Below are 22,381 nucleotides of genomic sequence, written 5' to 3' on the forward strand. Positions count from 1 at the left end.
CATATTTCGGAGGCGCCAGGTAATTTCCGTGTCGAAATTGACGATGTGCGTCGCGGACAGCCCGAGACTACGAGGAATGCGGCATCTGTGGCCGCCCGGTGCGGTGGACCGCCGTCACTGCGGCTTCGTGGCCCATCCTGCCATGGCCGGCGCCCCGGTCCTTGGGGTGCCGCCGCTTCCCGTAGCCGTCCGGCCACCCGCCCTGGTCTGCCAGGGGAACGTCGCCGGCTGCGGCGGGGCCGGGCGTCACCGGAGTATCCATCGCAGCCGCAAGGTGGTCCGCAACCTCAGGCCTGATGTGGAACTGGCTGGACTCTTCACCCATTGTGCACTTCCCTTCTTTCCTTCGTTCTTCCTTGAAACGAAACGCCAATCAAGCGCCCGGGCGCGCGTGGACTACAGCCCGGAAAGAAGTGTGTTCATCGCTCTACCATAGGCACGTCCGAGGCTCCTGTGAACCCCTCCAAAGACAGTGGCAGCGGTCACTTTCGGGACCGGATCGACGGCAGAAAGAGCCCGGAAAGGGGCCACGGCTGAAAAAATTCGGTAACGGTGCGGTTCCTCAGCCTGCTTCCCAATGATGACGCGGAAAAACCGGTGGAAAAAAGCTCCGGTTCGCGCCCGTTCCAAGCGTATAAACGGGCGCATCCTAGGCTATCCGGCAAGCCTGCGGTACCAATTTCCCGTAAAATTGAAGGCCTGCCCGGAGCGGGGCAGCTACAAGTCGCAAGCAAATGACCTCCACAGGAGTTGCCCAAATGCCCACAGACCGAAGCAGGACAGACTCTTCAGCAGGCGCCACAAACGCCCGCGGAACCGACCCGGCAGCCGCCCTGGCCGCCAAGAAGCCCAGACTGCTGCCACGCCGCAGGCTCAAGGAATCCGATGTCAACGTGGTTGACCAGCCGATGCTCAAAAAAGCACTCGGCGGAACCATCGTAGGCAACACCATGGAATGGTACGACGTCGGCGTTTTCGGCTACCTCATCACCACCATGGGCCCGGTATTCCTTCCCGAGTCGGACCCCACCACCCAAACGCTGTTCCTGTTGGGAACCTTTGCCGCCACCTTCATCGCCCGTCCCCTGGGCGGCGTGATCTTCGGCTGGCTCGGCGATAAAGTGGGCCGCCAGAAGATCCTGGCCACCACGCTGATGATCATGGCGGCCAGCACCTTCGCCGTCGGCCTCCTGCCCGGGTACGCCCAGGTTGGGCTCTGGGCAGCCGCGCTGCTGGTGCTCCTCAAGGTTGTCCAGGGCTTCTCCACCGGCGGTGAGTATGCCGGCGCCACCACGTTTGTCAGCGAGTACGCCGCCGACAAGCGCCGCGGCTTCTTCGCCAGCTTCCTGGACCTGGGCAGCTACATGGGCTTCGCCATCGGCGCCGCACTGGTGTCGGTCCTGCAGCTGATGCTGGGCCAGTCAACCATGGAGGACTGGGGATGGCGCATCCCGTTCCTGGTGGCCGGTCCGCTGGGCCTGATTGCCGTTTACTTCCGGAGCAAGATCGAGGAATCGCCGCAGTTCCAGGCCACCCTTGACGCCCAGGAGGAGAACGCCAAGAACGCCTCGGCGGGTGACGCTGCCGCGACCAAGGGACCCGTGGGAATCGTCAAGGCCTACTGGCGCCCCATCGTCGTTGCCATGGTGGTTGTGGCCGCTGCCAACACGGCCGGTTATGCGCTGACGTCCTACATGCCGACGTACCTGACCGACGCCAAGGGCTACGACGAGCTCCACGGCACATTGCTGACCATCCCCGTGCTGGTGGTCATGAGCCTTTGCATCCCGCTCACAGGCAAGCTCTCCGACCGGATCGGCCGCCGCCCGGTGCTCTGGATTGGTGCAATCAGCACCATTGTACTGGCCATACCGGCGTTCCTGCTGATCGGCATCGGCGCCATTTGGTCCACCCTTGCCGGGCTGGCCCTGATTGCCTTCCCCGTGACCTTCTATGTGGCCAACCTGGCATCGGCCCTGCCGGCCCAGTTCCCCACCTCCAGCCGCTATGGAGCAATGGGCATTGCCTACAACTTCGCGGTCGCCATCTTCGGCGGGACCACGCCGTTCATCGTGGCCGCGCTGATCAGCGCCACCGGCAACGACATGATGCCCGCCTACTACCTGATGGCCACATCACTGGCGGGCGCCATCGCCATCTACTTCCTCAAGGAATCCGCTAACCGCCCGCTCCCCGGATCGATGCCCAGCGTCGACACTGAGGCGGAAGCGAAGGAACTGGTGGCTACCCAGGACGAGAACCCGCTGATCAACCTGGACGAACTGCCGTTCGAAACCCAGGACGGCACCGACTCCCAGGCACACCGCGGGGTTCCGGCCGGGGCATAGTCCAAGCCGCCGCCCGGGCACTCTTGTAGCCCACGCTCACAGGCCCGTCCCGCGTGCTTCCTTGGGGGAACTACGCAGGACGGGCCTTTGCGTGCCTGCCGGATGTCCCCTTGTGACTGCGGCATGTGACTCCCCCTGGACGCGGTGATACCTTCGCAAGGGCCTTCGGGCTGCAGTAAGTCAACAAACAGGACAGGTCGAAAACATGAAGCGCATAGTGGAGCAGTTGCGCGCTCTCCACAGGCTGGAACCTGCCACCGGCGACCAACTTGCCGCGCTGCGCGTGGCCCTCAGCGTAGCTGTCCCCTCGCTGCTCCTGCTGGCCGCAGGCCAAACCGACCTCATCATCTACGCTGTGTTCGGCGCGCTGACCGGGATGTACGGCCGCTCGGAACCGCACCAGCTGCGGCTGCGCCACCAGGGCCAGGGTGCCCTGGTGCTGCTCAGCGGCGTGGCAGTGGGAGTAACGCTGTCCGTCAACCACATCCACTCCTGGTGGCTGGTGGCCGTGGAAGCCACCCTGGCCGGAGTCGGCTCGGTGTATTCGGACCGGGTGCGGCTTAAACCAAACGGACCCTTCTTTGGCATCCTCGCCCTGGGCGCATGCGCTTCCGTTCCCGCCGCAGTCCCTTGGTACCTGGCCATCCTTATCGCGGCGGCATCATCCGTGTTTTCCATCCTGATTGGCTTCAGCGGCTGGGTGCGGCGAAGGTCCTGGGAACCGGGGGCGGCCAGGCAGGTGCCGCGCCTCTCGGCGGCAAGGCGCCGCGAACTGGTCATCCACGCTGCACGGTATGTACTGGCGGTGGGCGCTGCCGGGACAGTGGGAGTCATCAGCGGCACGGGCCACCCGCACTGGGCCATGGCCGCGGCTGCCGTACCCCTGGCCGGAGCTGACCTGCCCAGCAGCGTCCGGCGGGGTGTCCACCGCGTCGTGGGGACGCTGCTGGGACTGGTGGTGACCGCCGTCGTCATCATCCCTGGCCCCTGGACCCTGGCGGCGCTGTACCCACCGCTTCAGGAGCCGCTGCACCGGGCGGCTGTGCTGACCCTTCTGGTCATTCTCTTCCAGTTCGCCACTGAGCTGTTCATGACCAGGCACTATGGCCTGGCCATGGTCTGGTTCACCCCGGTCATCCTGCTGATAACCCAGCTGGCCTCCCCAGTCGAGCCGCGGGTCCTGATACTTGAGCGGGCCGTGGAGACATTGGTGGGCGCGCTGCTGGGGATCCTGGTGGTGCTGGCTGTCCGGAGGCCCGGTTCGCGGCCGCGGAAAGTTCTTCCCGGGCTTCCGGCCGGGCGCGCGCCCCTACTTCGGCTTCCGCGCCGGCCCGGCCATTAGCCGCGCCGGAACCACCTTGGCCACTGCGGCAACCATTTTGTAGCGCTTGGACGGGATGGACACCGCCTTGCCGCGTTCGTTGTCCGCAAGGCCTTCACTGACCACCCGTTCCGCTCGGAGCCACGTCCAGGACGGGGCCACCGACTTGTCCATCCCCATCCGGTCGTGGAACTCGGTGTGGGTGAAACCCGGGCAGACGGCCGTGACCTTGATGCCCCGTTTGCGGTAAGCCAGGTTTGCCCACCTGCTGAAACTCACCAGCCACGCCTTCGCCGCAGAATAGGTTCCCCGGGGCAGGAACGCGGCCACGCTGGCCACGTTGATGATCCTGCCCTCCCCGCGCTCCAGCATGCCCTTGAGTGCCGCGTGGGTAAGCACCATGGAGGTTTCCACGTGCAGCTTCAGGTGGCTCCTCTCCTCCGCCGCGTCGTTGTCCTCGAAGTTGTGCAGCAGGCCGATGCCAGCGTTGTTCACCAGGATTCCCACCGGCCGCCCAGCGTCTTCAAGGCGTTCGACGACGGCCGCGACGTCGCCGTCCTGCGTCAGGTCCGCGGGAAGCACCTCAGCCGTGATCCCGTAGCGGCGCCGGAAGTCCTCCGCCGTCTCGGCAAGCCGGGAGGCGTTGCGCGCCACCAGGACCAGGTTGTGCCCCTGGGCGGCGAGTTGCTTTGCAAACTCGTGGCCCAGCCCGGCGCTGGCGCCGGTGACGAGTGCTGTTGTTCGGATGCTGGATGGCGTCATGCTGCAAGCCTAGCCAGAGAGGCGGCAGGATGGACCGTCCTGGCAGTGGCAGCGCCGGCGCGGGTGACCCCCGTTTCCCGAACGCGACTTGTGCATCAAATAGTAAGCATGCTTTGCTTACGGGGATAGATGAACCTCCGCAAGCAGTTCGCGGCGGGGCTGCCAACGCCGGCGGCTCCGTGAAAGAAGCCCAGGGAAGAACATAATGACCACCGCAACGGACCACCAGCTGACCGCGTTTGGGGAACGCGCTGAGGCAGCTGAACAGCTCTTGACCGCCACCGTACCCGTGGACGCAGGGCTGCTGATGACCCTGAATTCACGCATGCACTGCCGAACCCCCATGGAGCGTGTTGACCACGAGGAGCTGCCGGTCCGGCAACCCGTCTACGTTGACGGAAACTCCGTTGTTGCCCTGCGGCCGGGGTCCGTTCCGGAGAGCGTGGTCACCTACCGTTGCGCCTGCGGTTTCACCATCGACGATCCTGGCACGGCCATGACCGTCAGTGGGCCGGCCCTGGCCAGCTGACTGGCTCCGCTTGGCTTTGAGGCCCCTGCCGGCTGCATAACCGGCAGGGGCCTTGTCGGCTCGGCCAACACCCCGGAACCGGCCCAACACCTCGACCCGACCCATACCCGCGTGCTATGGCCCAACAGGAACCCTGGCGGCCTCAACCGCCAGCCGGGTGTCCGCCATGACCAGGTCCGCGTTGATGGCCTCTGCCGCGCGAAGGCCGGCGGCGGCCGCGGTTATGACCTGCGCGGTAACATCCGTGGCGTTACCGGCGGCCCATACGCCCGGGCAGGATGTCCGGCCACTATCGTCCGCTTCCAGGCGCGTCCCCGGGCCTTCCTGGAGGGCGGCTGGCTCCAGTCCCAGGCGGTGCAGCATGTTGGCCTTGCTCACGGTGGCAGGACTGACCGCCAGCACGTCCAGGGCCACGGTCCCTCCGGAGTCCAAGGTGGCGCCGGTAAGCCGGTCGTCCCGAACAGCCAGGGACCGGACCTTTCCCTCCAGCACCTGGACGGAAAGAGCTGCCAGCTGTTCTGCCTGGTTCGAGCTAAGTTGCAGGGCGTCATTGAGCAGGAGGGTCACGTCGGAGCTCCACTGCCGGAACGTCAGGGCCTCCAGGACGGATTGGGAGCCGGCGGCCAGGATTCCTATCTTTTGATTCCGGATTTCCCATCCGTGGCAGTAGGGGCAGTAGAGCACATCCCGTCCCCAGCGGTCGGCAACCCCGGGAAGGTCCGGCAGTTCATCGACCATTCCGGTAGCGATCAAGAGGCGCCGCGCGGCCCGGGTGGAACCGTCGTCCATTGCCAGGATGAAGTCGTCTTCCCGGCCGCTGGCTGACCGGACCAACCCGGTAACCATCGTCCCGCCGTACCGGGCCAGTTCTTCCCTGCCGGCGGCGATCAGGTCCCGCGGGCTCATCCCCTCCCGGCTCAGGAACCCATGGACGCTCCCGGCTCCGAGGTTCCGCTGTTCCCCGGCGTCGATCACCACCACCGAACGCAGCGCCCGCGCCAAGGCTACCCCCGCGCTCAAACCCGCCGGTCCCCCGCCAATGACAGCAACATCGAATACGTCGTCCTGGTTTTCCGCCATATTGAAGGCGTACCCGGGGCGGCCCGGGGAATAACGGATGCCCCAACCAGGGACGCGTCAGCGCACTAAGTCTCAGCCCTCCGGCCAGTCCACGAATTGCTCGTAGCCTTCGTGCTTCCGAAGGTAGCTGGACATAAAGGGGCAGTGCGGGATGATGCGCTTGCCGGTGGCTACCACGTCATCCAGGGCAAAGTGGGCCAGGACCTTACCCAGGCCCTTGCCCTCGAAATCCTGTCCCGTCTCGGTGTGGGTGAAGTCGATGTGCCCGGGAAGGTCGTGGAAGAAGGCCTGGACTGCCAGCCTGCCGTCCACCAGGAGTTCGTACCGGTGCTGCGCGTCATTGCGCCGCAGCGAGACATTTGCGGTGAACTTGTCCTCGGCGGACGTGGTGTTCTCGGTCATGGTTCGACACTGGCACTACTTCAGTCCACTGGCAATGGTCCTTCGGCCATGGCGGCGCCAGTTCGGTTGCCGGCGCCGCAGCGGAAAGCCGCCCAGCAGAACGATCGCCACCGAGAAACACACAGTGCCCGCCGACAGCAGTCCCAGTGACAGCCCGTTAAGTGCGGCGTCCGCCACGGGGATGAAAACCACCACGACGGCGGCCCCCGCCACGGCGGGCCGGCAGCGGAAGGCGCGTGCCGCCGTCGTCCGTTCCTCCAAGTGTCCAAAGGCCGCAGCCACTGGCAGAAGCAGTAGGACCAGCACAAGGACCACCAGGGGACGGGACCACCACCATTCAGGGGTGCCGGAGAGCGGTTTGGGGATCGGCGCCAGGAGCAGCAAGCCGGACATGGCCGCCAGCAGGGGCAGATGCCAAAGGTAGACCGTCAACGACCTGCTGCCGGCCAACGTCAGGAGTTGGCCGACCCAGCGGATCCCGGCCAGGGGTGCCAAAACCGGCCGGGCCAGTTCCATCGCGGCCAACTGCGGGACGGCCAGGATCACCAGGGTCAGGTTGGGCGGGTTGAGGTTCACCAGCATGTTTCCCCGGTACAGGCCCAGCCCCGTCACGAGTCCCAGAAGTAGATGTGCCGCCACCGCCATACCCAGCAGCCCCGAACGGGAAAGGCGGGAAAAGTATCCATCGGCAGCAAGGAAACCCAGTTGCTGGACGGCGCACCATACGAAGACCAGGTTGATGTTGGCAAGGTCCGGCAGCGCGCCCCGCAGACAGTCGACAGCAACCACCAGAGCGGTGAGCAGGCCGATGGCCAGCCAGGGTGCGCGGGCATGGAGCGCCGCCAGCACCGGAATGTTCAACTGCGCCGCGAGGTAGGCTGCCAGGAACCACAGGGGCATGGCGGCACCCGTCGCTATCAACTGGATGACCTGCTGGTCCACCCCGAGCAGTGCCGCCACGGACAGGCCCGCCACCATTGTGGCAAGCAGCGCGGTAGCCGGACGGACAAGGCGCAGGAGCCTGGCGCGCACGAACTGGGCTGCCGTACCGCCGCCCGCCTTGAGGCGGCGCCAGGACTGCAGCCCGGTCACCCCTCCCGTGACGAAGAACAGGGGCATGACCATGAAGATCCAGATGACGGGCTCGAACCAGTCCTGCAGCGCCAAGGTGTTCTCGGTGGTCACGGTACCGTCCGGGTGCAGGACCGGACTGACCATCATGGAGTGGCCCACCACCACCAGCACCAGGCAGATGAAGCGGGCAAGGTCGATGGCCGGATCACGGTCTGCCGTGTCCGGCCCGGTTCCTGTCCGCCGCCTGCCGGTGCTGCGCATGGGACCTACAATGGCTCGACGCTGTCCACGGCACTATTGTGCCCCTGTTGCCTCCGCCGTCTAAGGGACTTTAGGGTGCAGTTGCGCCCTTTACTGCAGCACCGCCAGCAGTCCGAGCACGACGGCGAGCAGCAGCGTGCTGCCCTGGGTTGCCGCGGCCCGGAGGTACTTGCGTCCGGTGAAGGCCAGGATGGCGGCCGCCAGCAGCATGGAACCGCAGCAGGTGAAGAGGAGGGTCCAGCCCGCCACGTCCTGCCCCGATCCCGCGCCGCCGAACGCCACGAGCCCCACGCCGATGAACGCCCCAATGGCCAGGAACAGGTTGTAGAAGCCCTGGTTGTATGCCAGGGACCTGGTGGCCTCGGCGTCCGATTGGGAGGCAACCCCAAACCGCTTCCAAGTGGCGGGCCGGGTCCAGGTGAGGGACTCCATGGTGAAGATGAAGACGTGCAGCGCGCCGGCAAGGAAGGCAAAAAGAAGGGAGGCCAGGATCATTGCTCGATCCTAGCCTCCCCGGCCCACCGGCCCGTCCGCGTTGTAGCTACCGGGCCAGCGTCGACAATGTGGTGGCTGCAAAGCCCTTCGCTGACTTGTTCCACAGGGCCAGCAGGCCCTGCAGGTTCTCGCCGTCAGCACGGTGGGCGGGCAGCTGGTCCTGGAGGGTGGCCAGCACGCCGGTCCGGAGCTCGGTGTTGAAGTTGACCTTGCCAACGTTCATGGCCGCGGCCTTGACCAGCTCTTCAGCGGGGATGCCGGAGGCGCCGTGCAGCACCAGTGGGATGTGGATCCGCGCGGCAATGTCCTGCAGCGCGTCCCAGCGCAGCCGTGGCTCGCCCTTGTACTTGCCGTGGACGTTGCCCACTGCGACGGCCAGCAGCTGAGCGCCGGTGCGGGTTACGAAGTCCTCCACCTGCGCCGAATCAGTCAGGCCTGCGACGTCGACGCCGGACTGGTCCGCCGGCTGGTCGGCGGAGAAGGCACGGTCCTCGTCGCCGGCCAGGCCGCCCAGTTCGGCTTCAAGCACCACCTCTGGGCCCAGCAGTGCACGGGCAGCCTGGACCAGCGCAATGTTGTCCTCGTAAGGAAGGGAGGAACCGTCCGCAAGGACGGAATCCGCCCCTGCCGCGACGGCGTCGGCCATGACCTTAAGGTCGGAGGCGTGGTCCAGCTGCACCGCGACGGGGACGGTAGCGGCGTCGGCCAGGCCACGGAGCGCGGCAATGAGCCGGAGGCCGTTGGCGGTGGCAGCGGTCTTGGGTGCCACCAGCAGGATCACGCCCCGGCCCGATTCCTCGGCAGCGCCCACCACGGCCAGCGCGGTGCTGAAGTCGTAGCAGGTGAACGCAGGAACCGCGGAACCCTGCTGCAGGGCGGAGATGACCAGGTGGTCAAGTCGAGTATGCATCAGGCGCCCAGCCCTCCTACCAGGATCCAGGCAACAAAGGTCAGCGCGAAGCCGGCCAGGCCCAGGATGGTGGTGAGGACGGTCCAGGTCTTGAGGCCGTCGGAAACCGTGAGGCCGTAGTAGCGGACCACCACCCAGAACCCGGCATCCGTCACGTGGGACAGGCCCAGGGCACCGAAGCCGATGGCAATCACGATCACGGCGATCTGCGCGGGGGTGTAGCCGCCGCCGCTGACCGCTGCTGACAGCAGGCCGGTGGTGGTCACGATGGCCACAGTGGCCGAACCCTGGGCTGCCCGCAGTGCCAGCGAGATGATGAAGCCCAGCAGCAGGAGCGGCACGCCCAGTGTGTCCAGGGTCTTGGACAGTGCCCCGCCGATGCCGGAGACCTGCAGAACGTTTCCGAACACGCCGCCTGCGGCCACCACCATCAGGATGGAGGCGATGGGTGGGAGGGAACCTTCGAAGATCTCGCCGGTTTCCTTGAACGACCAGCCGCGGCGGACGGCCAGCAGGACGAAGGACAGCGCCACGGCCACCAGCAGTGCCAGGAACGGGTTGCCGACGAAAGATGCCAGGCCGTACAGGGGGTCGGTCTTGGGGATGATGAGCGTGCCCACGGTGCCGAGCAGGATCTGGACGATCGGCGCCGCGATCAGGAAGATGATCAGGCCCGGCCGCGGCGGAGCGATGGCGGCGGCGCCGGGGCCGTCCTGGCCCACCTTGACCAGTGACTTGGAACCGAACTCCTCTACCTGGGTCTTAACGGCCGGCAGCAGTTCATAGTCCTTGCGGTTCATGATGGATGCCACCCAGTAGGAAAGGAAACCGAGGGGCACGCAGATCATCAGCGAGATCAGGGCAATGAGTCCGATGTCCGCACCGAGCACGCCCGCGCCGGCCACGATGCCCGGGTGCGGCGGGACTGCTACGTGAATGGAGAGCATGATGCCGGCCATGGGCAGGCCGAACTTGACCGGATGGACCTTGGCGATCTTGGCGAACGCGTACACGATGGGCACCAGCACAATGATGCCCACCTCGAAGAAGACGGGAATGGCCACCAGGAAGCCGACGGCGGTCAGCGCCACGGCCACGCGGCGGGCACCGAGCTTGCGGGTGAAGTGGTCCGCGAGGGACTGGACGCCGCCGGACACCTCGATCATGCGGCCCAGCACGGCGCCGAGCGCGATCAGGATGGCGACCTTGCCCATAGTGCTGCCCACGCCGCTGGAGACCACCGTGAAGATGTCCTGCAGTGGAATGGTGGCGGCCACGGCCACCAGGATGCTGACGGTGAGCAGGGCCACAAAGGCCTGGATCTTGAAGCGGATGATCATCACCAGCAGGATGGCGATGCCCACCGCCGCGATGGTGAGCAGTACCGGAGTGCCCAGCTCAACGGCGGGTTTGATGGCAGGTGCATCGGCCGCCCGCTGTATCAGCGGGTTCATCAGGTGGTTCACGGGGAGCTGTCTCCTTTGGCGTGCCGGCCCCGGGGCAGGGCGGCATCAGGGAAGGGTGGGGTGGGGATAAACGTTGCGGGACTGCGCCGGCAACGATGTGAGGTACGACGGCGGCGGAGGGGGGACCGCCGCCGTCGTACCTTTATGCCCGCGAGGGCAGGAGGTGGCCTACTTGGTGCGCTTGGCGGGCGCGACCACTTTGATGACGGCAGAGTCGTCGGCGGCGGCGAGGCCCTGGGCCTGGCCCAGGAGGTAGAGCTGCTCCGCGGCCGCGGCAACGGGGGCTGCCAGGCCGGCGGCGCGGGTGGCCTTGCCCACGATGCCCATGTCCTTGACGAAGATGTCCAGGCGGGACAGGACCTCGGCGCCTTCCTCGTTGTAGGCCTCGAGGATGCGGGGGCCGCGGTTGGAGAGCATGAAGGAACCGGCCGCTCCGGCTTCCAGGGCGGCGAGGGTCTTGGCCTGGTCCAGGCCCAGCGCGTCGGCCAGGGCCAGGGCCTCGGCGGCGGCGGCGATGTGGACCCCGCAGAGGAGCTGGTTGACGGTCTTCAGGGCCTGGCCGTCGCCGGGCTTGTCGCCCACCACGGTGAGGGTGGAGGCCAGCAGTTCCAGAACGGGGGCAGCCTTTTCGCGGGCTTCGGGGGACGCTCCAACGACGATCAGCAGGTCGCCTTCGCCGGCGCGCTTGGGCCCGCCGGACAGCGGGGCGTCCACCAGGTCCACACCGTATTCGGCCAGCTTGGCCACGGTGGCGGGGATGGCGTCGGTGCCAACGGTGCTGCCGAGGATGACGACGGAGCCCGGTTCCAGCACGGACGCCACTCCGTTCTCTCCAAAGAGGACGTCGTTGAGCTGCTCACCATTGCGGACGGCCAGGAGGACGGCGTTGGCGCCCTTGGCGGCTTCGCGGGCCGTGGTGAACGTGGCGATGCCGGCTTCCCGGGCGAGTTCCAGGCGGGGCTCGGCGATATCAAAGCCGTGGACAGTCAGCTGGGAGGCCAGGCGGGTGGCCATGGGCAGGCCCATGGCCCCGAGGCCCAGGACGGTGACGGTGTAGTTGCTGGTCATGGTGTTTCTCCGTTGAATTCTTGCGAGGGTTGGGAGCCGGTGGGTGGGCCCACGCCGGCGAGGGACCCGGCCCGAGCTTGCGAGGGCTGGGAGCCGGTGGGGCTTAGAATTTGTTGCTGAGCTTGCGGGTGACCTGGGCCAGGGAATCGTCGTCGCCCACATTCCCGGCAAAGACGATGTACGGGATGCCCTTGGCGGGTCCGTCCACCGGTTCCCAGAGGGAAACGATGCCCGGCAGCATGGGCCCGCGGACAATGGCGTGGCGGATTTCCAGGCCGTGGGCTGCCACGTCGGAGGACGTGATGCCGCCCTTGGCGATGACGAACCGGGGCGGGAAGGTCTTCAGGGTCCGGTTGACCACGTCCACGACGGCGGCGGAGACGGTCCGCGCGATGCGCAGGCTTTCGGCGGGGTCGTCGGTCTTGATGAGCAGGCGGCTGGTGTGGACGATGACGTCGCCGGCGCGGAGGGCTTCGACGACGTCGGCCACGGTGTGGTCCAGATGCGCCTTGGCGTCCGGCTCGGCACCGAGGAGTTTCTCGACGTCGATCTCGATAATGCGCGCGGAGCTGTGTTCCGCCGTGAGGACGTTGAGCTGGCGCGTGGTGAGGCCGACGTGCGAGCCCACCACGATCAGGCCGCCGGCCTCCGAGGGCGTGTTCCCTGCGTAAGCCTCTTCGGAGGTCAAGGCGGTGCGGATTTCCTGGCCGATGCGGCCGCGGACGAACGGCGGCCCCACACGGTACAGGAGTTTCTTGCCGCGGCGTTCGGCTTCTTCAAGGCCCAGGGCCAGGGCGCGGAAGTCATTCTCGGTGACAATGTCCGCCACGATGGGAGTGGAGTCCGTGGCCGGCTCGATGGCGTCGGCGATGGCCTTGGCGGAGATGGCCGGGTCCTGCACGGGGGCGCCGGCCCGGATGATGTTCAGGTCCAGGACGATCACCGAGTCGGCCGGGTACTTCCCCTGCGACTTCTCAGCAACATAGTCGGCCATGACGGACGTGCTGAAGCCGAACGACGCGTCCTTGGCGAACTCGGTCTCGGAGACGGGGACCAGGGTTCCTTTGGTTTCTCCGGTGCCGCGCATGTAGTGGACGCCGCCAATGGTGAGCCGGCCGGCGTCGGGAAAGGCTGGGACCAGGACAACGCCATCGGTCTTTTGACCGCTGACTTCCGCAACCGTGGCTGCGATGACGTCCGGCTCCAGGGGGAAGTGGCCGCGGAGGGTGGAATCGCTGCGGCTGACGAAGCCAAGGCGCAATGACTCCGGCGATCCTGCTGCCGCCAGGGCGTTGCGGACCACTTCCTCGTTCCGGGCTGCCGCTTCGGCAGGGTCCAGGCTCCGGGTGTTGGTCAGGACGTACACGGCGGGCTTGCCCTGGCCGAAGGCCCAGGTGAAGTCTTCCACTTCCCAGCGGGTGAGCACGGGCAGGTCTGCCACGGACTGCGTGCCGGTGGGGTCGTCGTCGAGCACTACCAGGACGCGGGGAACTGCCGCGTTGGAAGCGGCCAGCGTGCGGGTAACCAGCCCGGCAGGAATCTCGAGGTCTGCCGGATAGGCGGCCAGGACGTCTTCTTCATGTGCCACGGTGCACTCCGTTGTGTCGCGATCCGGGTTACCGGATCCTGATGTAAAGGTAACTGTAAGATGTCTGACATCTCGCATCTGGAAATCAGTGTGGCACACGGCATACGGACGCGCAAGTACACTTGTCTGACATATCGGCCAGGCGTCGGCCGGAAGAGTGATCGGGGGCAACATGGCAAGGAAGTCGCTGGTGGGCGTGGTGGCCGACGAGCTGCTGGACCGCATCATCGAAGGCGAGTTTCCGCCCGGTTCCACCGTTCCCGGCGAGCATGAATTGAGCGCCCGCCACGAGGTCAGCCGCATGACCGTGCGCGAGGCGATGAAGACGCTGCAGGCCCAGCGCATCCTGAGCGTGGAGCGGGGCCGGGGAACATTCGTCAATCCCTTGAGCCGCTGGGCCTCGCTGGAAGCCGTGCTCCGCGCCGCCTCCGAGGGCAAGAACGACGCCGATGCCTCCATCCAGCTCATCGAACTGCGCAGGATGCTCGAAACGGGAGCCTGCGAGCTGGCCGCCGGACGGATCATGGAGGAGGACATCGCCTCCCTGTTCAACTACATTTCGGCGATGAAGGCCGCCCACAGCATCAATGACGTCGCAGCTTTCGTGGAGGCGGACCTCGCCTTCCATGACGTCATCCTGCACGCGTCAGGGAATGTCTTTGTTTCGGTCCTGTTTGAGCCGCTGCACCGGGTGCTGGAAAAGCGCAGGGCTGAGACATCCGCGGTTCCGGCGATCCAGGAGCACGCAATCGGCCATCACCAGAACATTGCCGAAGCCCTGGAATCGCGCGATGCCTCCCGGTCACGGCAGGCCATGGATGCGCACATGCAGCAAACACTCGATGACCTGAAGCAGCTGGTCCTGGAAGCGAAGTAGCCCCTGGCGCCTGCTGCCCTGATTGTCCCAGGCCCCTGTTCAACGCTCCCGGAGTCCTACTAGGCTTCAGGGACGGCCCGCATCCGGGAGCAACGATGATCACGAGGAGCGAAGTTGTCCAACCACACGTACAGCATTTCTGAAATTGTCGGCACCTCCACCGAGGGCGTGGACGACGCCGTCCGCAACGGCATTGCCAAGGCATCCCAGACCCTGCGGAACCTCGACTGGTTCGAGGTCAAGGAGGTCCGCGGCCACCTGCAGGACGGGAAGGTGGCGGACTGGCAGGTCACCATCAAACTCGGCTTCCGCCTGGAAGAGCAGTAGCCACGCAACAGATAGACCCGCAGCCGTCGCCGCCGGACTTGGCCGACGATAGCTGCGGGTCAGTTTTGTTTAAGCGGTCCCTAGTTTGCCGTACCGGGGCTGCGCCGCCGCCAGACTGTGGGCACGCCGTCGAACGCGGGAAAGACATGGCCCTCAAAAAAGGACAGGACGGTGTGCGGGTCCAGGTCCGGGCTCCAGAGTCCCGATGCAGGGCAGTGCGAACCGGTGGCGGTGGAGGCGGGGCCGGCGGATGCCTGGCGTTCCTTCAGCAGGGCGATGCGTTTCATCGTTGAGACCATCCTGGGTTTAAGAAATTGGCGTGGCGAAAGCGGGTACTCCCACCCTAGGAAAGGGTCGGCCCCGGCCCAATGGGCGGGTGGCCAGAATCCCCCCTCCGTGCTGGACGAATGTACAGTGGCGCGCTTCTGGCTGAACGGGGTGCCCGTTCAGACAGCCGCGTCACCTTGGGCCAGTACAGCTGAATCCCGCTCCTGGTCATCGTCCGGCACGGCACCAAGGCTTCCCAGCAGGGCCAGGGCGTCCGACGACGGCGAACCCGGCCGTGCCGAATACACCCTCAGCGTCTGGTCGGGATCCTCCGGCAGGACCAGGTTTTCAAAGTTCAGTTCCAGGTCCCCCACGGACGGATGATGCAACCGGACGGTCCCGGCGGCCCGCGTGGCCACCCGGTGCCCGGCCCACCACTGGCGGAAGTGTTCGCTATGCACAGCCAACTCGCCCACCAGGCGGCTGGCCTGGGGATCGTTGGGATGCCGGCCCACGTCCAGCCTCAGGGATCCGGTTGCTTCGGCGGCCACCGTCTTCCAGTCCCTGAATAATTCCCGTGCCGCGGGATCCAGGATGGTCCAGCGGGTCAGGTTCCGCTCCGCGGGCGGCAAGGCCGGGAAATTGGCAAACAGCAGGAAAGCCATCCTGTTGCCGGCCAGGACGTCGTTGCGCCGGCCCAGCACCATGGCGGGGACCTCCCCCACAGCGTCGAGGAGTTGGCGCAGCGCGGGCCGAACACCCTGGGCGGCATTGGCTCCGGGCTCGCGCGGGCCACCTGCGCAGTTCTCCAGGAGGTCCAGCATGTGCGCGTGCTCGCTGCTGTCCAGTCGCAGCGCCCTTGCAACGGCATCCAGGACCGTGCGGGACGGGTGGATGTTGCGGCCCTGCTCCAGCCGGACGTAGTAGTCCGTACTGACCCCGGCCAGCCTGGCAACTTCCTCCCGCCGCAGGCCCGGAACCCTGCGGGCCCCCGTGCTGGGACCCGTCCCGGCGACTTCCGGGCTCAAGCGGGACCGCATAACTTTGAGGAATTTTCCGAACTCGGCGCTTTGACCCATGCAGACCATTGTGCCTGCGTCGGGCGGTCCACTCTACAACGAAGGTAGGACTGGCAGTCCTAGGAAAAACAGGAACAGCTTTGTTTGCTGACTTGGTGGCGGAAAGTGCATAGGCTCAAGAGTGAGCCGGTGGAAACCGCTTTCTCACCCGGTCGAGCAGCCGGCAGTACATTCCAGCACCATATCTTCCAGCAACACCTCCCACAGAAGGAGCACCCCCATGTCAGAGCTGACACTCAACAACGGCGTCACCATCCCGCAGCTCGGCTTCGGCGTCTTCCAGGTCCCGCCGGAAGAAACCCAGCGGACAGTGGAGGACGCCCTGGAAGCGGGCTACCGCCACATTGACACCGCAGCCGCCTACCGGAACGAAGCCGGAGTCGGCGCAGCCCTCGCCGCCACCGGGATCGCACGCGAGGACATTTTCGTTACCACCAAGCTCCGCAACGGCGAGCAGGGCCGGGCGCAGGAAGCATTCCAGAACAGCCGCAAGGCGCTGGGACTGGACTTCATCGACCTGTACCTCATCCACTGGCCAGTCCCCTCACAGGGACTCTTCATCCAGGCCTGGAAGGAGATGGAGCGGCTGTACGAGAACAAGGAAATCCGCGCCATTGGCGTCTCCAACTTCCTCTCCGACCACCTGGACACCCTGCTGGAGTCCGCTGAAACCGTGCCGGCCGTCAACCAGATCGAGCTTCACCCCAGCTACCAGCAGGCTGACCTTGCCACCAAGTGCCGCGGCCTGGGCATCGCCGTCGAGGCCTACAGCCCGCTGGGGCAGGGCGGGGACCTCAACGGAAACGCGGTTACCGAAATTGCCGCTGCCCACAATGCCAGCACGGCCCAGGTGGTGCTCGCCTGGCACCTCGCCAATGGAAACATCGTCATTCCCAAGTCCGCGAACCCTGACCGCATCCGCGAGAACTTTGCGGCCTCGTCCCTGACGCTGTCCCAGGACGAACTGGCTGCCATCACGGCGCTGGAGTCCGGTGCCCGCATTGGTTCCGATCCCGCCGTCGCCTCCTTTACCCAGATGTAGGTTCCAGCAGGCCCAACCAGCGGTTGGCAGGCTTCCCCATTGAAAGGATTTTCCATGCAGTACACCCATCTGGGCCGCTCCGGCCTGAAAGTCTCCCGCCTTTGCCTGGGCACCATGAACTTCGGGCCGCAGACGGAGGAAGCGGACGCCCACAGCATCATGGACTCCGCCCATGAGGCCGGCATCAACTTCTTCGACACGGCCAACGTGTACGGCGGCGCTGACCACCGCGGCTGGACCGAGGAGATCATTGGGCGCTGGTTCGCCAAGGGCGGCGAGCGCCGCGAACACACAGTCCTGGCCACCAAGCTCTACGGCACCATGACGGACCGGCCCAACGAGTCCAAGCTTTCGGCACTGAACATCCGCCGTGCGCTGGACGCGAGCCTCAAGCGTCTGCAGACGGACTACATCGACGTGTACCAGTTCCACCACGTGGACCGCGATACGCCATGGGACGAGATCTGGCAGGCCATCGAGGTTGCCGTACAGCAGGGCAAGATCCTGTACTCGGGCAGCAGCAACTTCGCCGGCTGGCACATCGCCCAGGCACAGGAAGCAGCACGGCGCCGGAACTACACCGGCCTGGTCAGCGAGCAGTCCATCTACAACCTGTTCATGCGCCAGGTGGAGCTGGAAGTCATCCCGGCTGCCCAGCAGTACGGCTTGGGCCTCATTCCGTGGTCGCCGCTGCAGGGCGGCCTGTTGGGCGGCGTGCTCAAGAAGGAACGCGAAGGGGTCCGCCGCACGGAGGGCCGGGCCGCGGAGACGCTGAAGAAGCACCAGGACCAGATCCGCCAGTACGAGGACTTCGCCGACGAGTTGGGGCACGAACCCGGCGACGTCGCACTGGCCTGGCTCCTGCACCAGCCCGCGGTGACCGCGCCGATCGTGGGGCCGCGCACCCAGGAACAGCTCGATGCCGCCATCCGCGCCCTGGACGTCTCCCTCGATGAAGACGCGCTCAAACGGCTGGACGACATCTTCCCGGGCCACCGTACGGCACCGGAAGACTACGCGTGGTAACGCCACAACCGGCAGATACGGTGGCGCCGAGGAGCATCCTTTTCATCGGCGGCACCGGGGTCATCAGCGCGGCGGCAGCAGAACGTGCCGTCGCGCTGGGCCACCGGCTGACCATCGTGAACCGGGGCCAGTCCACCCGGCCCATCCCGGAGGGGACGGAAGTGCTGCACGCCGACGTCCGTGATGCAGCGGCTGTGCGGGAGGTGCTGGGCGGCAGGGAGTTCGACGCCGTTGCGGACTTTATCTCCTACACCCCGGACCAGGCGCAAACCAGCATGGAGCTGTTCAGCGGGCGGACCGGACAGTACGTCTTCATCAGCTCCGCCTCCGCGTACCAGAAGCCGCCCACCCGGCTTCCAATCCGCGAGTCCACGCCGTTGAAGAACCCCTTCTGGCAGTACTCACGGGACAAGATCGCGTGCGAGGAGCTGCTGTTCCGGGCCTACCGTGAGGACGACTTTCCCCTGACGGTGATCCGGCCGTCGCACACCTACGACCGCACCAAGATCGCCATGGTGGGCGGCTGGACGGACATCCACCGGATGCGCAACGGACTTCCGGTCATGGTCCACGGCGACGGCACCTCACTGTGGACGCTCACGCACAGCAGGGACTTCGCCAAGGCCTTCGTCGGCCTGCTCGGAAGGCCGCAGGCAGTGGGCGAGAGCTACACCATCACCTCCGACGAGTACCTGCCTTGGAACCAGATCTACCAACTCTTCGCAAGGGCCGCGGGGGTCCGGGAACCGGAACTGGTCCATGTGGCGTCCGAAACCATCGCCGCCCACGACCAGGAACTGGGGTCCAACCTTCTGGGCGACCGGTCCCATTCGGTGGTCTTTGACAACACCAAGATCAAGTCCCTGGTCCCGGACTACGCCGCTACCATCCCCTTTGCCGACGGTGCCCGGGAGATCGTGGAGTGGTACGACAGCCACCCGGAGCTGCAGCAGGTGACGGAGTCCTACATGCAGCTTTCCGACAAGCTCACCAGCTGGTCGCGGCAAGGCGCCTGACCTGCCGTCTCCAATAGGGCTGGCCTGCCGCTGCACGGCGCCAGGCCAGCCCTCAGGCTAGCTGCTGTGCTACATTTCGGCGCATGACTTCGCCCCCTTCCAGCCGTCCCGTCGACGGACATCCCGCCGACGGGCCGGTTGCGGCAGCCATTGGCCTCCTGGCCAGGCAGGGTTTCGATGCGACGTCCGTTGAAGAACTCGCGGAAGCTTCCGGCATGAGCCGCAGCACGTTCTTCCGCAGGTTCGGGTCCAAGGAGGACGTGGTATTCGCCGATCACGAGCGGATCCTGCACCAGGTCAAGGAACGGCTCGCGGAATCCAGGCTCGAGCCGCTCGCCGCCGTGACGGACGCCGCCATGCTGGTCTTCGAGCACCACCTGCGGAATCCCGAAACCTCCCGCGCCCGCTATGGGCTGCTGCAAGCGGTCCCGGCGCTGCGGGACCGGGAGCTGGTCACTTCACACCGCTACGAGCGGGCGTTCCTGCACTACCTGACCGACAAGCTGCCCCGGGAGGGCCGGCGTGAATACATGGCCGTCGCCTTCGCGGCAGCCGTGGTGGCAGTGCACAATGCCTTCCTCCGGAAGTGGCTGCGCGCAGCTACTGGGCCCGGGGACACGGCGGCGACGGACCCGACGCGGGCAACGGCACTTGCCAGCGAACTCCAGGCATTGTCCGAAACGTTCCGGACCGCACTCCTCGGTGTCCAAGCCACCGCCCAACCCGCGCCGACCGTCGTCGTGACCGTCCTTTCGGGCCCCGCCGACAAGGACGCTATTGCCCAGGCGGTCCGGGACGCGCTGCCTTAGGCGCAGCCGTGCAGGCTTGGTACGCAGTTTCTTGACGTGGAACTGCGTTTCATTGCATCCTTAGACCGTGTGGTGCAAGCCACACCGTCCCGGCCTCCGCCGCCGCTGATTCAAAGGATGCAGATACATGACGACGACGTCGCCAAGCCTCGTGCCCACCCGCACCGGAGACCCCACCGGCTTTCCCGCCGGCACCGTTGAGCCGGACTACGTTTTGACCGAGGCCCTCGGGACAGACCCGGCGTCCATCCTGGCCGGCATCGGCAACGAGGACCGGGCGTACTGGGACCGCGCCCGCAGCTTCGTCCAGGATGAGATCCTCCCCGTCATTGACGGCTACTGGGAACGCGGCGAATACCCGCTGCACCTCCTCCGCCGCCTCGGCGAGCTCGACCTGCTCCGCGATGGCGTGCCCGTAGAGGGTTTCACACCCATGAGCAGCATGGCCGCCGGCCTGGTGAACATGGAGATCAGCCGGGGCGATGGTTCCGTGGCCACGATGATTGCGGTCCAGGGCGGCCTGGCCCTGCGTTCCGTGGCCGAATGTGGGTCCGCGGCCCAGAAGGAGCGCTGGCTGCCGGCGATTGCCACGGGCACGGAATACGCGGCGTTCGCCCTTACGGAGCCCACCCACGGCTCCGACTCGGTGGCCCTGGAAACCATGGCGATCCCTGCGGAGGGAGGGTTCGTGCTGAACGGTGAAAAGAAGTGGATCGGCAACGGCTCCGTGGGCGGCGTCAGCATCGTATGGGCCCGGGGCGGGGACGGCCAGGTCCACGGTTACCTGGTTCCGCAGGACTCCCCCGGCTACACCGCAACCAAAATTGAAGGCAAACTGGCCCTCCGCGCCATTTGGCAGGCCCATATCCGGCTCGAGGACGTCTTCGTCCCTGAAGCGAACGTCCTGCCCGGCGCCCGCACCTTCAAGGACACCGCCCGTGTCCTGCTGGCGACCCGGCTGGGCGTGGCCTGGTCCGCCGTCGGCCATGCAACGGCCTGCTACGAAACCGCCGTCCAGTACGCCAAGCAGCGCAAGCAGTTCGGCCGGCCGCTGGCCGCGTCCCAGATCGTCCAGGAACGGCTGGCCCGGATGCTCAGCGAGCTGGCCACCATGCAGTTGATGGTGGTGCAGATGACGCAGCTGGATGAGGCCGGAACCCTCACTCCCGAACAGGCCTCCCTTGCCAAGTTCACCTGCACCCGGACCGCACGGGGAATCGCCTCCAACGCCCGCGACCTGCTGGGCGGCAACGGCATCCTGCTGGAAAACCGTGTGGCCCGGCACCTTGCCGACATCGAGGCCATCCACACCTACGAGGGCACCGAGACCATGCAGGCCCTCATCATCGGCCGCGGCATCACCGGCACCTCCGCCTTCGCCTGACCCCTGCCGCCTGAGCTCCGCCCATCATTTTTTGAAAGGACTGTTCTTGAACCAGAACGCCAACATCCCCGTCATCCTGGGCGGCGCCCGCACCCCGTTCGGCAGGTTCCGCGGCGGCCTCACGCCCTTCTCCTCAAGCGAACTGGGCGCCCACGCCATCAGGGCCGCCCTGGAACGCACCGGCGTGGCACCGGAGCAGATCGGCGCCGTGATCGTGGGGCAGGTCATCCAGGCCGGCGCCGGGCAGGGTCCCGCACGCCAGGCCAGCCTGGCCGCCGGCATCGGCTGGGACGTCCCCACCATCACCATCAACAAGCTCTGCCTGTCCGGGCTGACCGCCGTGATCGACGCCGCCCGGATGATCCGCACCGGGGAAGCGGACTTCATTGTTGCCGCCGGCCAGGAGTCAATGACCAACGCACCGCACCTGGTCCCCGGGCTGCGCGCCGGCGTCGTCATCGGTGATGCCCCCATGCTGGACTCCCTGAACCACGACGGGCTGCAGGACCCGGTGAGCGGCAAGCTGATGGGCGAGGCCACCGACGCCGGCAACGCCGAACGCGGCATCCGGCGCGAAGAGCAGGATGCCGTGGCAGCCCGCTCCCACCAGCGTGCCGAGGCAGCCCGCGCCGCCGGGGTGTTCGCGGAGGAAATCGCGCCGATCCAGGTACCGCAGCGCAAGGGCCCGGCCGTGACGCTTGAACATGACGAGGGCATCCGCCCGGAAACCACTGCAGAATCGCTCGCGCAACTCCGCCCGGCGTTCTCCAAGGCGGAGACAGCAACCATCACGGCCGGGTCGTCGTCGCCCCTCTCCGATGGCGCTGCGGCGCTGGTCATTGCCAGCAAGGCAGCGGCGGAAGCTGCAGGGCTGGAGTGGATTGCCGAGATTGGCGCCCACGGGCAGACCGCAGGCCCGGACGGATCCCTGCACTCCCAGCCAGCCCGCGCCATCGAGCGCGCCCTCAAGGACCAGGGGCTCACCGTGCGGGACCTGGACCTGGTGGAAATCAACGAGGCTTTCGCCTCGGTCCTGATCCAGTCCGCCAACGATCTTGGCATCGAAACCGAAGCCGTGAACGCCGAAGGCGGTGCCATCGCCCTGGGCCACCCGGTGGGGGCTTCGGGCGCACGCCTGGTGCTGCACCAGGCACTGGCCCTGAAACGCCGCGGCGGAGGCACCGGCGTCGTAGCCCTCTGCGGGGGCGGCGGCCAGGGCGACGCCCTGATCCTCACAGCATGACCATCCC

23 protein-coding genes are annotated in these 22,381 nt (G+C 66.5%); 11 read left to right on the forward strand and 12 right to left on the reverse strand.

What is annotated here, in order from left to right:
* Nucleotides 1-67: 67 nt before the first annotated feature.
* A complete protein-coding gene (locus tag J7I84_RS15770; protein WP_214945490.1) occupies nucleotides 68-325 on the reverse strand; it encodes a hypothetical protein in 258 nt (85 codons plus the stop codon).
* A gap of 433 nt (nucleotides 326-758) precedes the next feature.
* Here J7I84_RS15770 and J7I84_RS15775 point away from each other — a divergent pair, with 433 nt between their 5' ends.
* Complete coding sequence (locus J7I84_RS15775; RefSeq protein ID WP_214945491.1) at nucleotides 759-2,348, forward strand: MFS transporter; 1,590 nt, start codon at nucleotides 759-761, stop codon at nucleotides 2,346-2,348.
* 205 nt (nucleotides 2,349-2,553) lie between these two features.
* Nucleotides 2,554-3,690 (forward strand): FUSC family protein, encoded by a 1,137-nt coding sequence (locus J7I84_RS15780; RefSeq protein ID WP_214945492.1) that lies wholly within the window; start codon nucleotides 2,554-2,556, stop codon nucleotides 3,688-3,690.
* Here the strand turns inward: J7I84_RS15780 and J7I84_RS15785 are convergent.
* Nucleotides 3,658-4,431, reverse strand: a complete 774-nt coding sequence (locus J7I84_RS15785) for an SDR family oxidoreductase (RefSeq protein WP_214945493.1) — start codon at nucleotides 4,429-4,431, stop codon at nucleotides 3,658-3,660. The two genes, J7I84_RS15780 and J7I84_RS15785, sit on opposite strands and share 33 nt — an antisense overlap.
* 205 nt (nucleotides 4,432-4,636) lie before the next feature.
* Here J7I84_RS15785 and J7I84_RS15790 point away from each other — a divergent pair, with 205 nt between their 5' ends.
* Nucleotides 4,637-4,960: a hypothetical protein gene (locus tag J7I84_RS15790; protein ID WP_214945494.1), complete on the forward strand. Its 324-nt coding sequence runs from the start codon at nucleotides 4,637-4,639 to the stop codon at nucleotides 4,958-4,960.
* Nucleotides 4,961-5,074: 114 nt separating this feature from the next.
* Here J7I84_RS15790 and J7I84_RS15795 read toward each other — a convergent pair whose 3' ends face one another.
* From J7I84_RS15795 to J7I84_RS15830, 8 genes are all read right to left on the reverse strand, one after another.
* Entirely contained in the window at nucleotides 5,075-6,040 is a 966-nt protein-coding gene (locus J7I84_RS15795) for an NAD(P)/FAD-dependent oxidoreductase (protein WP_214945495.1), read from the reverse strand.
* Nucleotides 6,041-6,112: 72 nt separating this feature from the next.
* A complete protein-coding gene (locus J7I84_RS15800; RefSeq protein ID WP_214945496.1) occupies nucleotides 6,113-6,442 on the reverse strand; it encodes a GNAT family N-acetyltransferase in 330 nt (109 codons plus the stop codon).
* Between the two features lie 15 nt (nucleotides 6,443-6,457).
* A complete protein-coding gene (locus J7I84_RS15805; RefSeq protein ID WP_214945497.1) occupies nucleotides 6,458-7,777 on the reverse strand; it encodes an acyltransferase in 1,320 nt (439 codons plus the stop codon).
* 90 nt (nucleotides 7,778-7,867) lie between these two features.
* Complete coding sequence (locus J7I84_RS15810) at nucleotides 7,868-8,272, reverse strand: DUF1304 domain-containing protein (protein ID WP_214945498.1); 405 nt, start codon at nucleotides 8,270-8,272, stop codon at nucleotides 7,868-7,870.
* Nucleotides 8,273-8,318: 46 nt separating this feature from the next.
* On the reverse strand, nucleotides 8,319-9,182 hold the full coding sequence (locus J7I84_RS15815) for a class II fructose-bisphosphate aldolase (protein WP_214945499.1): 864 nt from the start codon (nucleotides 9,180-9,182) through the stop codon (nucleotides 8,319-8,321).
* Complete coding sequence (locus tag J7I84_RS15820; protein WP_214945500.1) at nucleotides 9,182-10,648, reverse strand: GntP family transporter; 1,467 nt, start codon at nucleotides 10,646-10,648, stop codon at nucleotides 9,182-9,184. Before J7I84_RS15820 ends, J7I84_RS15815 begins: the two co-directional genes overlap by 1 nt.
* A 168-nt stretch (nucleotides 10,649-10,816) precedes the next feature.
* Nucleotides 10,817-11,716, reverse strand: a complete 900-nt coding sequence (locus J7I84_RS15825) for an NAD(P)-dependent oxidoreductase (protein ID WP_214945501.1) — start codon at nucleotides 11,714-11,716, stop codon at nucleotides 10,817-10,819.
* 103 nt (nucleotides 11,717-11,819) lie between these two features.
* Nucleotides 11,820-13,304 carry a four-carbon acid sugar kinase family protein gene (locus J7I84_RS15830; RefSeq protein WP_214945502.1) on the reverse strand — a complete coding sequence of 495 codons (1,485 nt, stop codon included), beginning with the start codon at nucleotides 13,302-13,304 and terminating at the stop codon, nucleotides 11,820-11,822.
* A 172-nt stretch (nucleotides 13,305-13,476) separates the two neighbouring features.
* On the opposite strand from J7I84_RS15830, the gene J7I84_RS15835 reads away from it, so the two are divergent.
* Both J7I84_RS15835 and J7I84_RS15840 read left to right on the forward strand, forming a co-directional pair.
* Nucleotides 13,477-14,181, forward strand: a complete 705-nt coding sequence (locus J7I84_RS15835; RefSeq protein ID WP_214945503.1) for a FadR/GntR family transcriptional regulator — start codon at nucleotides 13,477-13,479, stop codon at nucleotides 14,179-14,181.
* 114 nt (nucleotides 14,182-14,295) lie between these two features.
* Nucleotides 14,296-14,508, forward strand: a complete 213-nt coding sequence (locus tag J7I84_RS15840; protein ID WP_214945504.1) for a dodecin — start codon at nucleotides 14,296-14,298, stop codon at nucleotides 14,506-14,508.
* Nucleotides 14,509-14,588: 80 nt separating this feature from the next.
* Here the strand turns inward: J7I84_RS15840 and J7I84_RS15845 are convergent, their stop codons facing one another.
* The gene (locus J7I84_RS15845; RefSeq protein WP_214945505.1) at nucleotides 14,589-14,795 is read right to left on the reverse strand and encodes a hypothetical protein; all 207 of its coding nucleotides are present in this window, start codon (nucleotides 14,793-14,795) and stop codon (nucleotides 14,589-14,591) included.
* Between the two features lie 159 nt (nucleotides 14,796-14,954).
* The gene (locus tag J7I84_RS15850; RefSeq protein ID WP_214945506.1) at nucleotides 14,955-15,854 is read right to left on the reverse strand and encodes a helix-turn-helix domain-containing protein; all 900 of its coding nucleotides are present in this window, start codon (nucleotides 15,852-15,854) and stop codon (nucleotides 14,955-14,957) included.
* 220 nt (nucleotides 15,855-16,074) lie between these two features.
* Between J7I84_RS15850 and J7I84_RS15855 the strand changes: the two genes are divergently transcribed.
* The 6 genes from J7I84_RS15855 to J7I84_RS15880 all read left to right on the forward strand — a co-directional run bounded on the left by J7I84_RS15855 (nucleotide 16,075) and on the right by J7I84_RS15880 (nucleotide 22,374).
* The gene (locus J7I84_RS15855) at nucleotides 16,075-16,896 is read left to right on the forward strand and encodes an aldo/keto reductase (RefSeq protein WP_214945507.1); all 822 of its coding nucleotides are present in this window, start codon (nucleotides 16,075-16,077) and stop codon (nucleotides 16,894-16,896) included.
* Between the two features lie 54 nt (nucleotides 16,897-16,950).
* The gene (locus J7I84_RS15860; RefSeq protein ID WP_214945508.1) at nucleotides 16,951-17,922 is read left to right on the forward strand and encodes an aldo/keto reductase; all 972 of its coding nucleotides are present in this window, start codon (nucleotides 16,951-16,953) and stop codon (nucleotides 17,920-17,922) included.
* Nucleotides 17,916-18,938: an SDR family oxidoreductase gene (locus tag J7I84_RS15865; RefSeq protein ID WP_214945509.1), complete on the forward strand. Its 1,023-nt coding sequence runs from the start codon at nucleotides 17,916-17,918 to the stop codon at nucleotides 18,936-18,938. Before J7I84_RS15860 ends, J7I84_RS15865 begins: the two co-directional genes overlap by 7 nt.
* A gap of 83 nt (nucleotides 18,939-19,021) precedes the next feature.
* Nucleotides 19,022-19,747: a TetR/AcrR family transcriptional regulator gene (locus tag J7I84_RS15870; protein WP_214945510.1), complete on the forward strand. Its 726-nt coding sequence runs from the start codon at nucleotides 19,022-19,024 to the stop codon at nucleotides 19,745-19,747.
* A gap of 127 nt (nucleotides 19,748-19,874) precedes the next feature.
* The gene (locus J7I84_RS15875; RefSeq protein WP_214945511.1) at nucleotides 19,875-21,131 is read left to right on the forward strand and encodes an acyl-CoA dehydrogenase family protein; all 1,257 of its coding nucleotides are present in this window, start codon (nucleotides 19,875-19,877) and stop codon (nucleotides 21,129-21,131) included.
* Nucleotides 21,132-21,177: 46 nt separating this feature from the next.
* On the forward strand, nucleotides 21,178-22,374 hold the full coding sequence (locus J7I84_RS15880; protein WP_214945512.1) for an acetyl-CoA C-acetyltransferase: 1,197 nt from the start codon (nucleotides 21,178-21,180) through the stop codon (nucleotides 22,372-22,374).
* Nucleotides 22,375-22,381 lie beyond the last annotated feature (7 nt).

This window comes from Arthrobacter sp. ISL-85 (assembly GCF_018613675.1).
GTDB lineage: Bacteria > Actinomycetota > Actinomycetes > Actinomycetales > Micrococcaceae > Arthrobacter.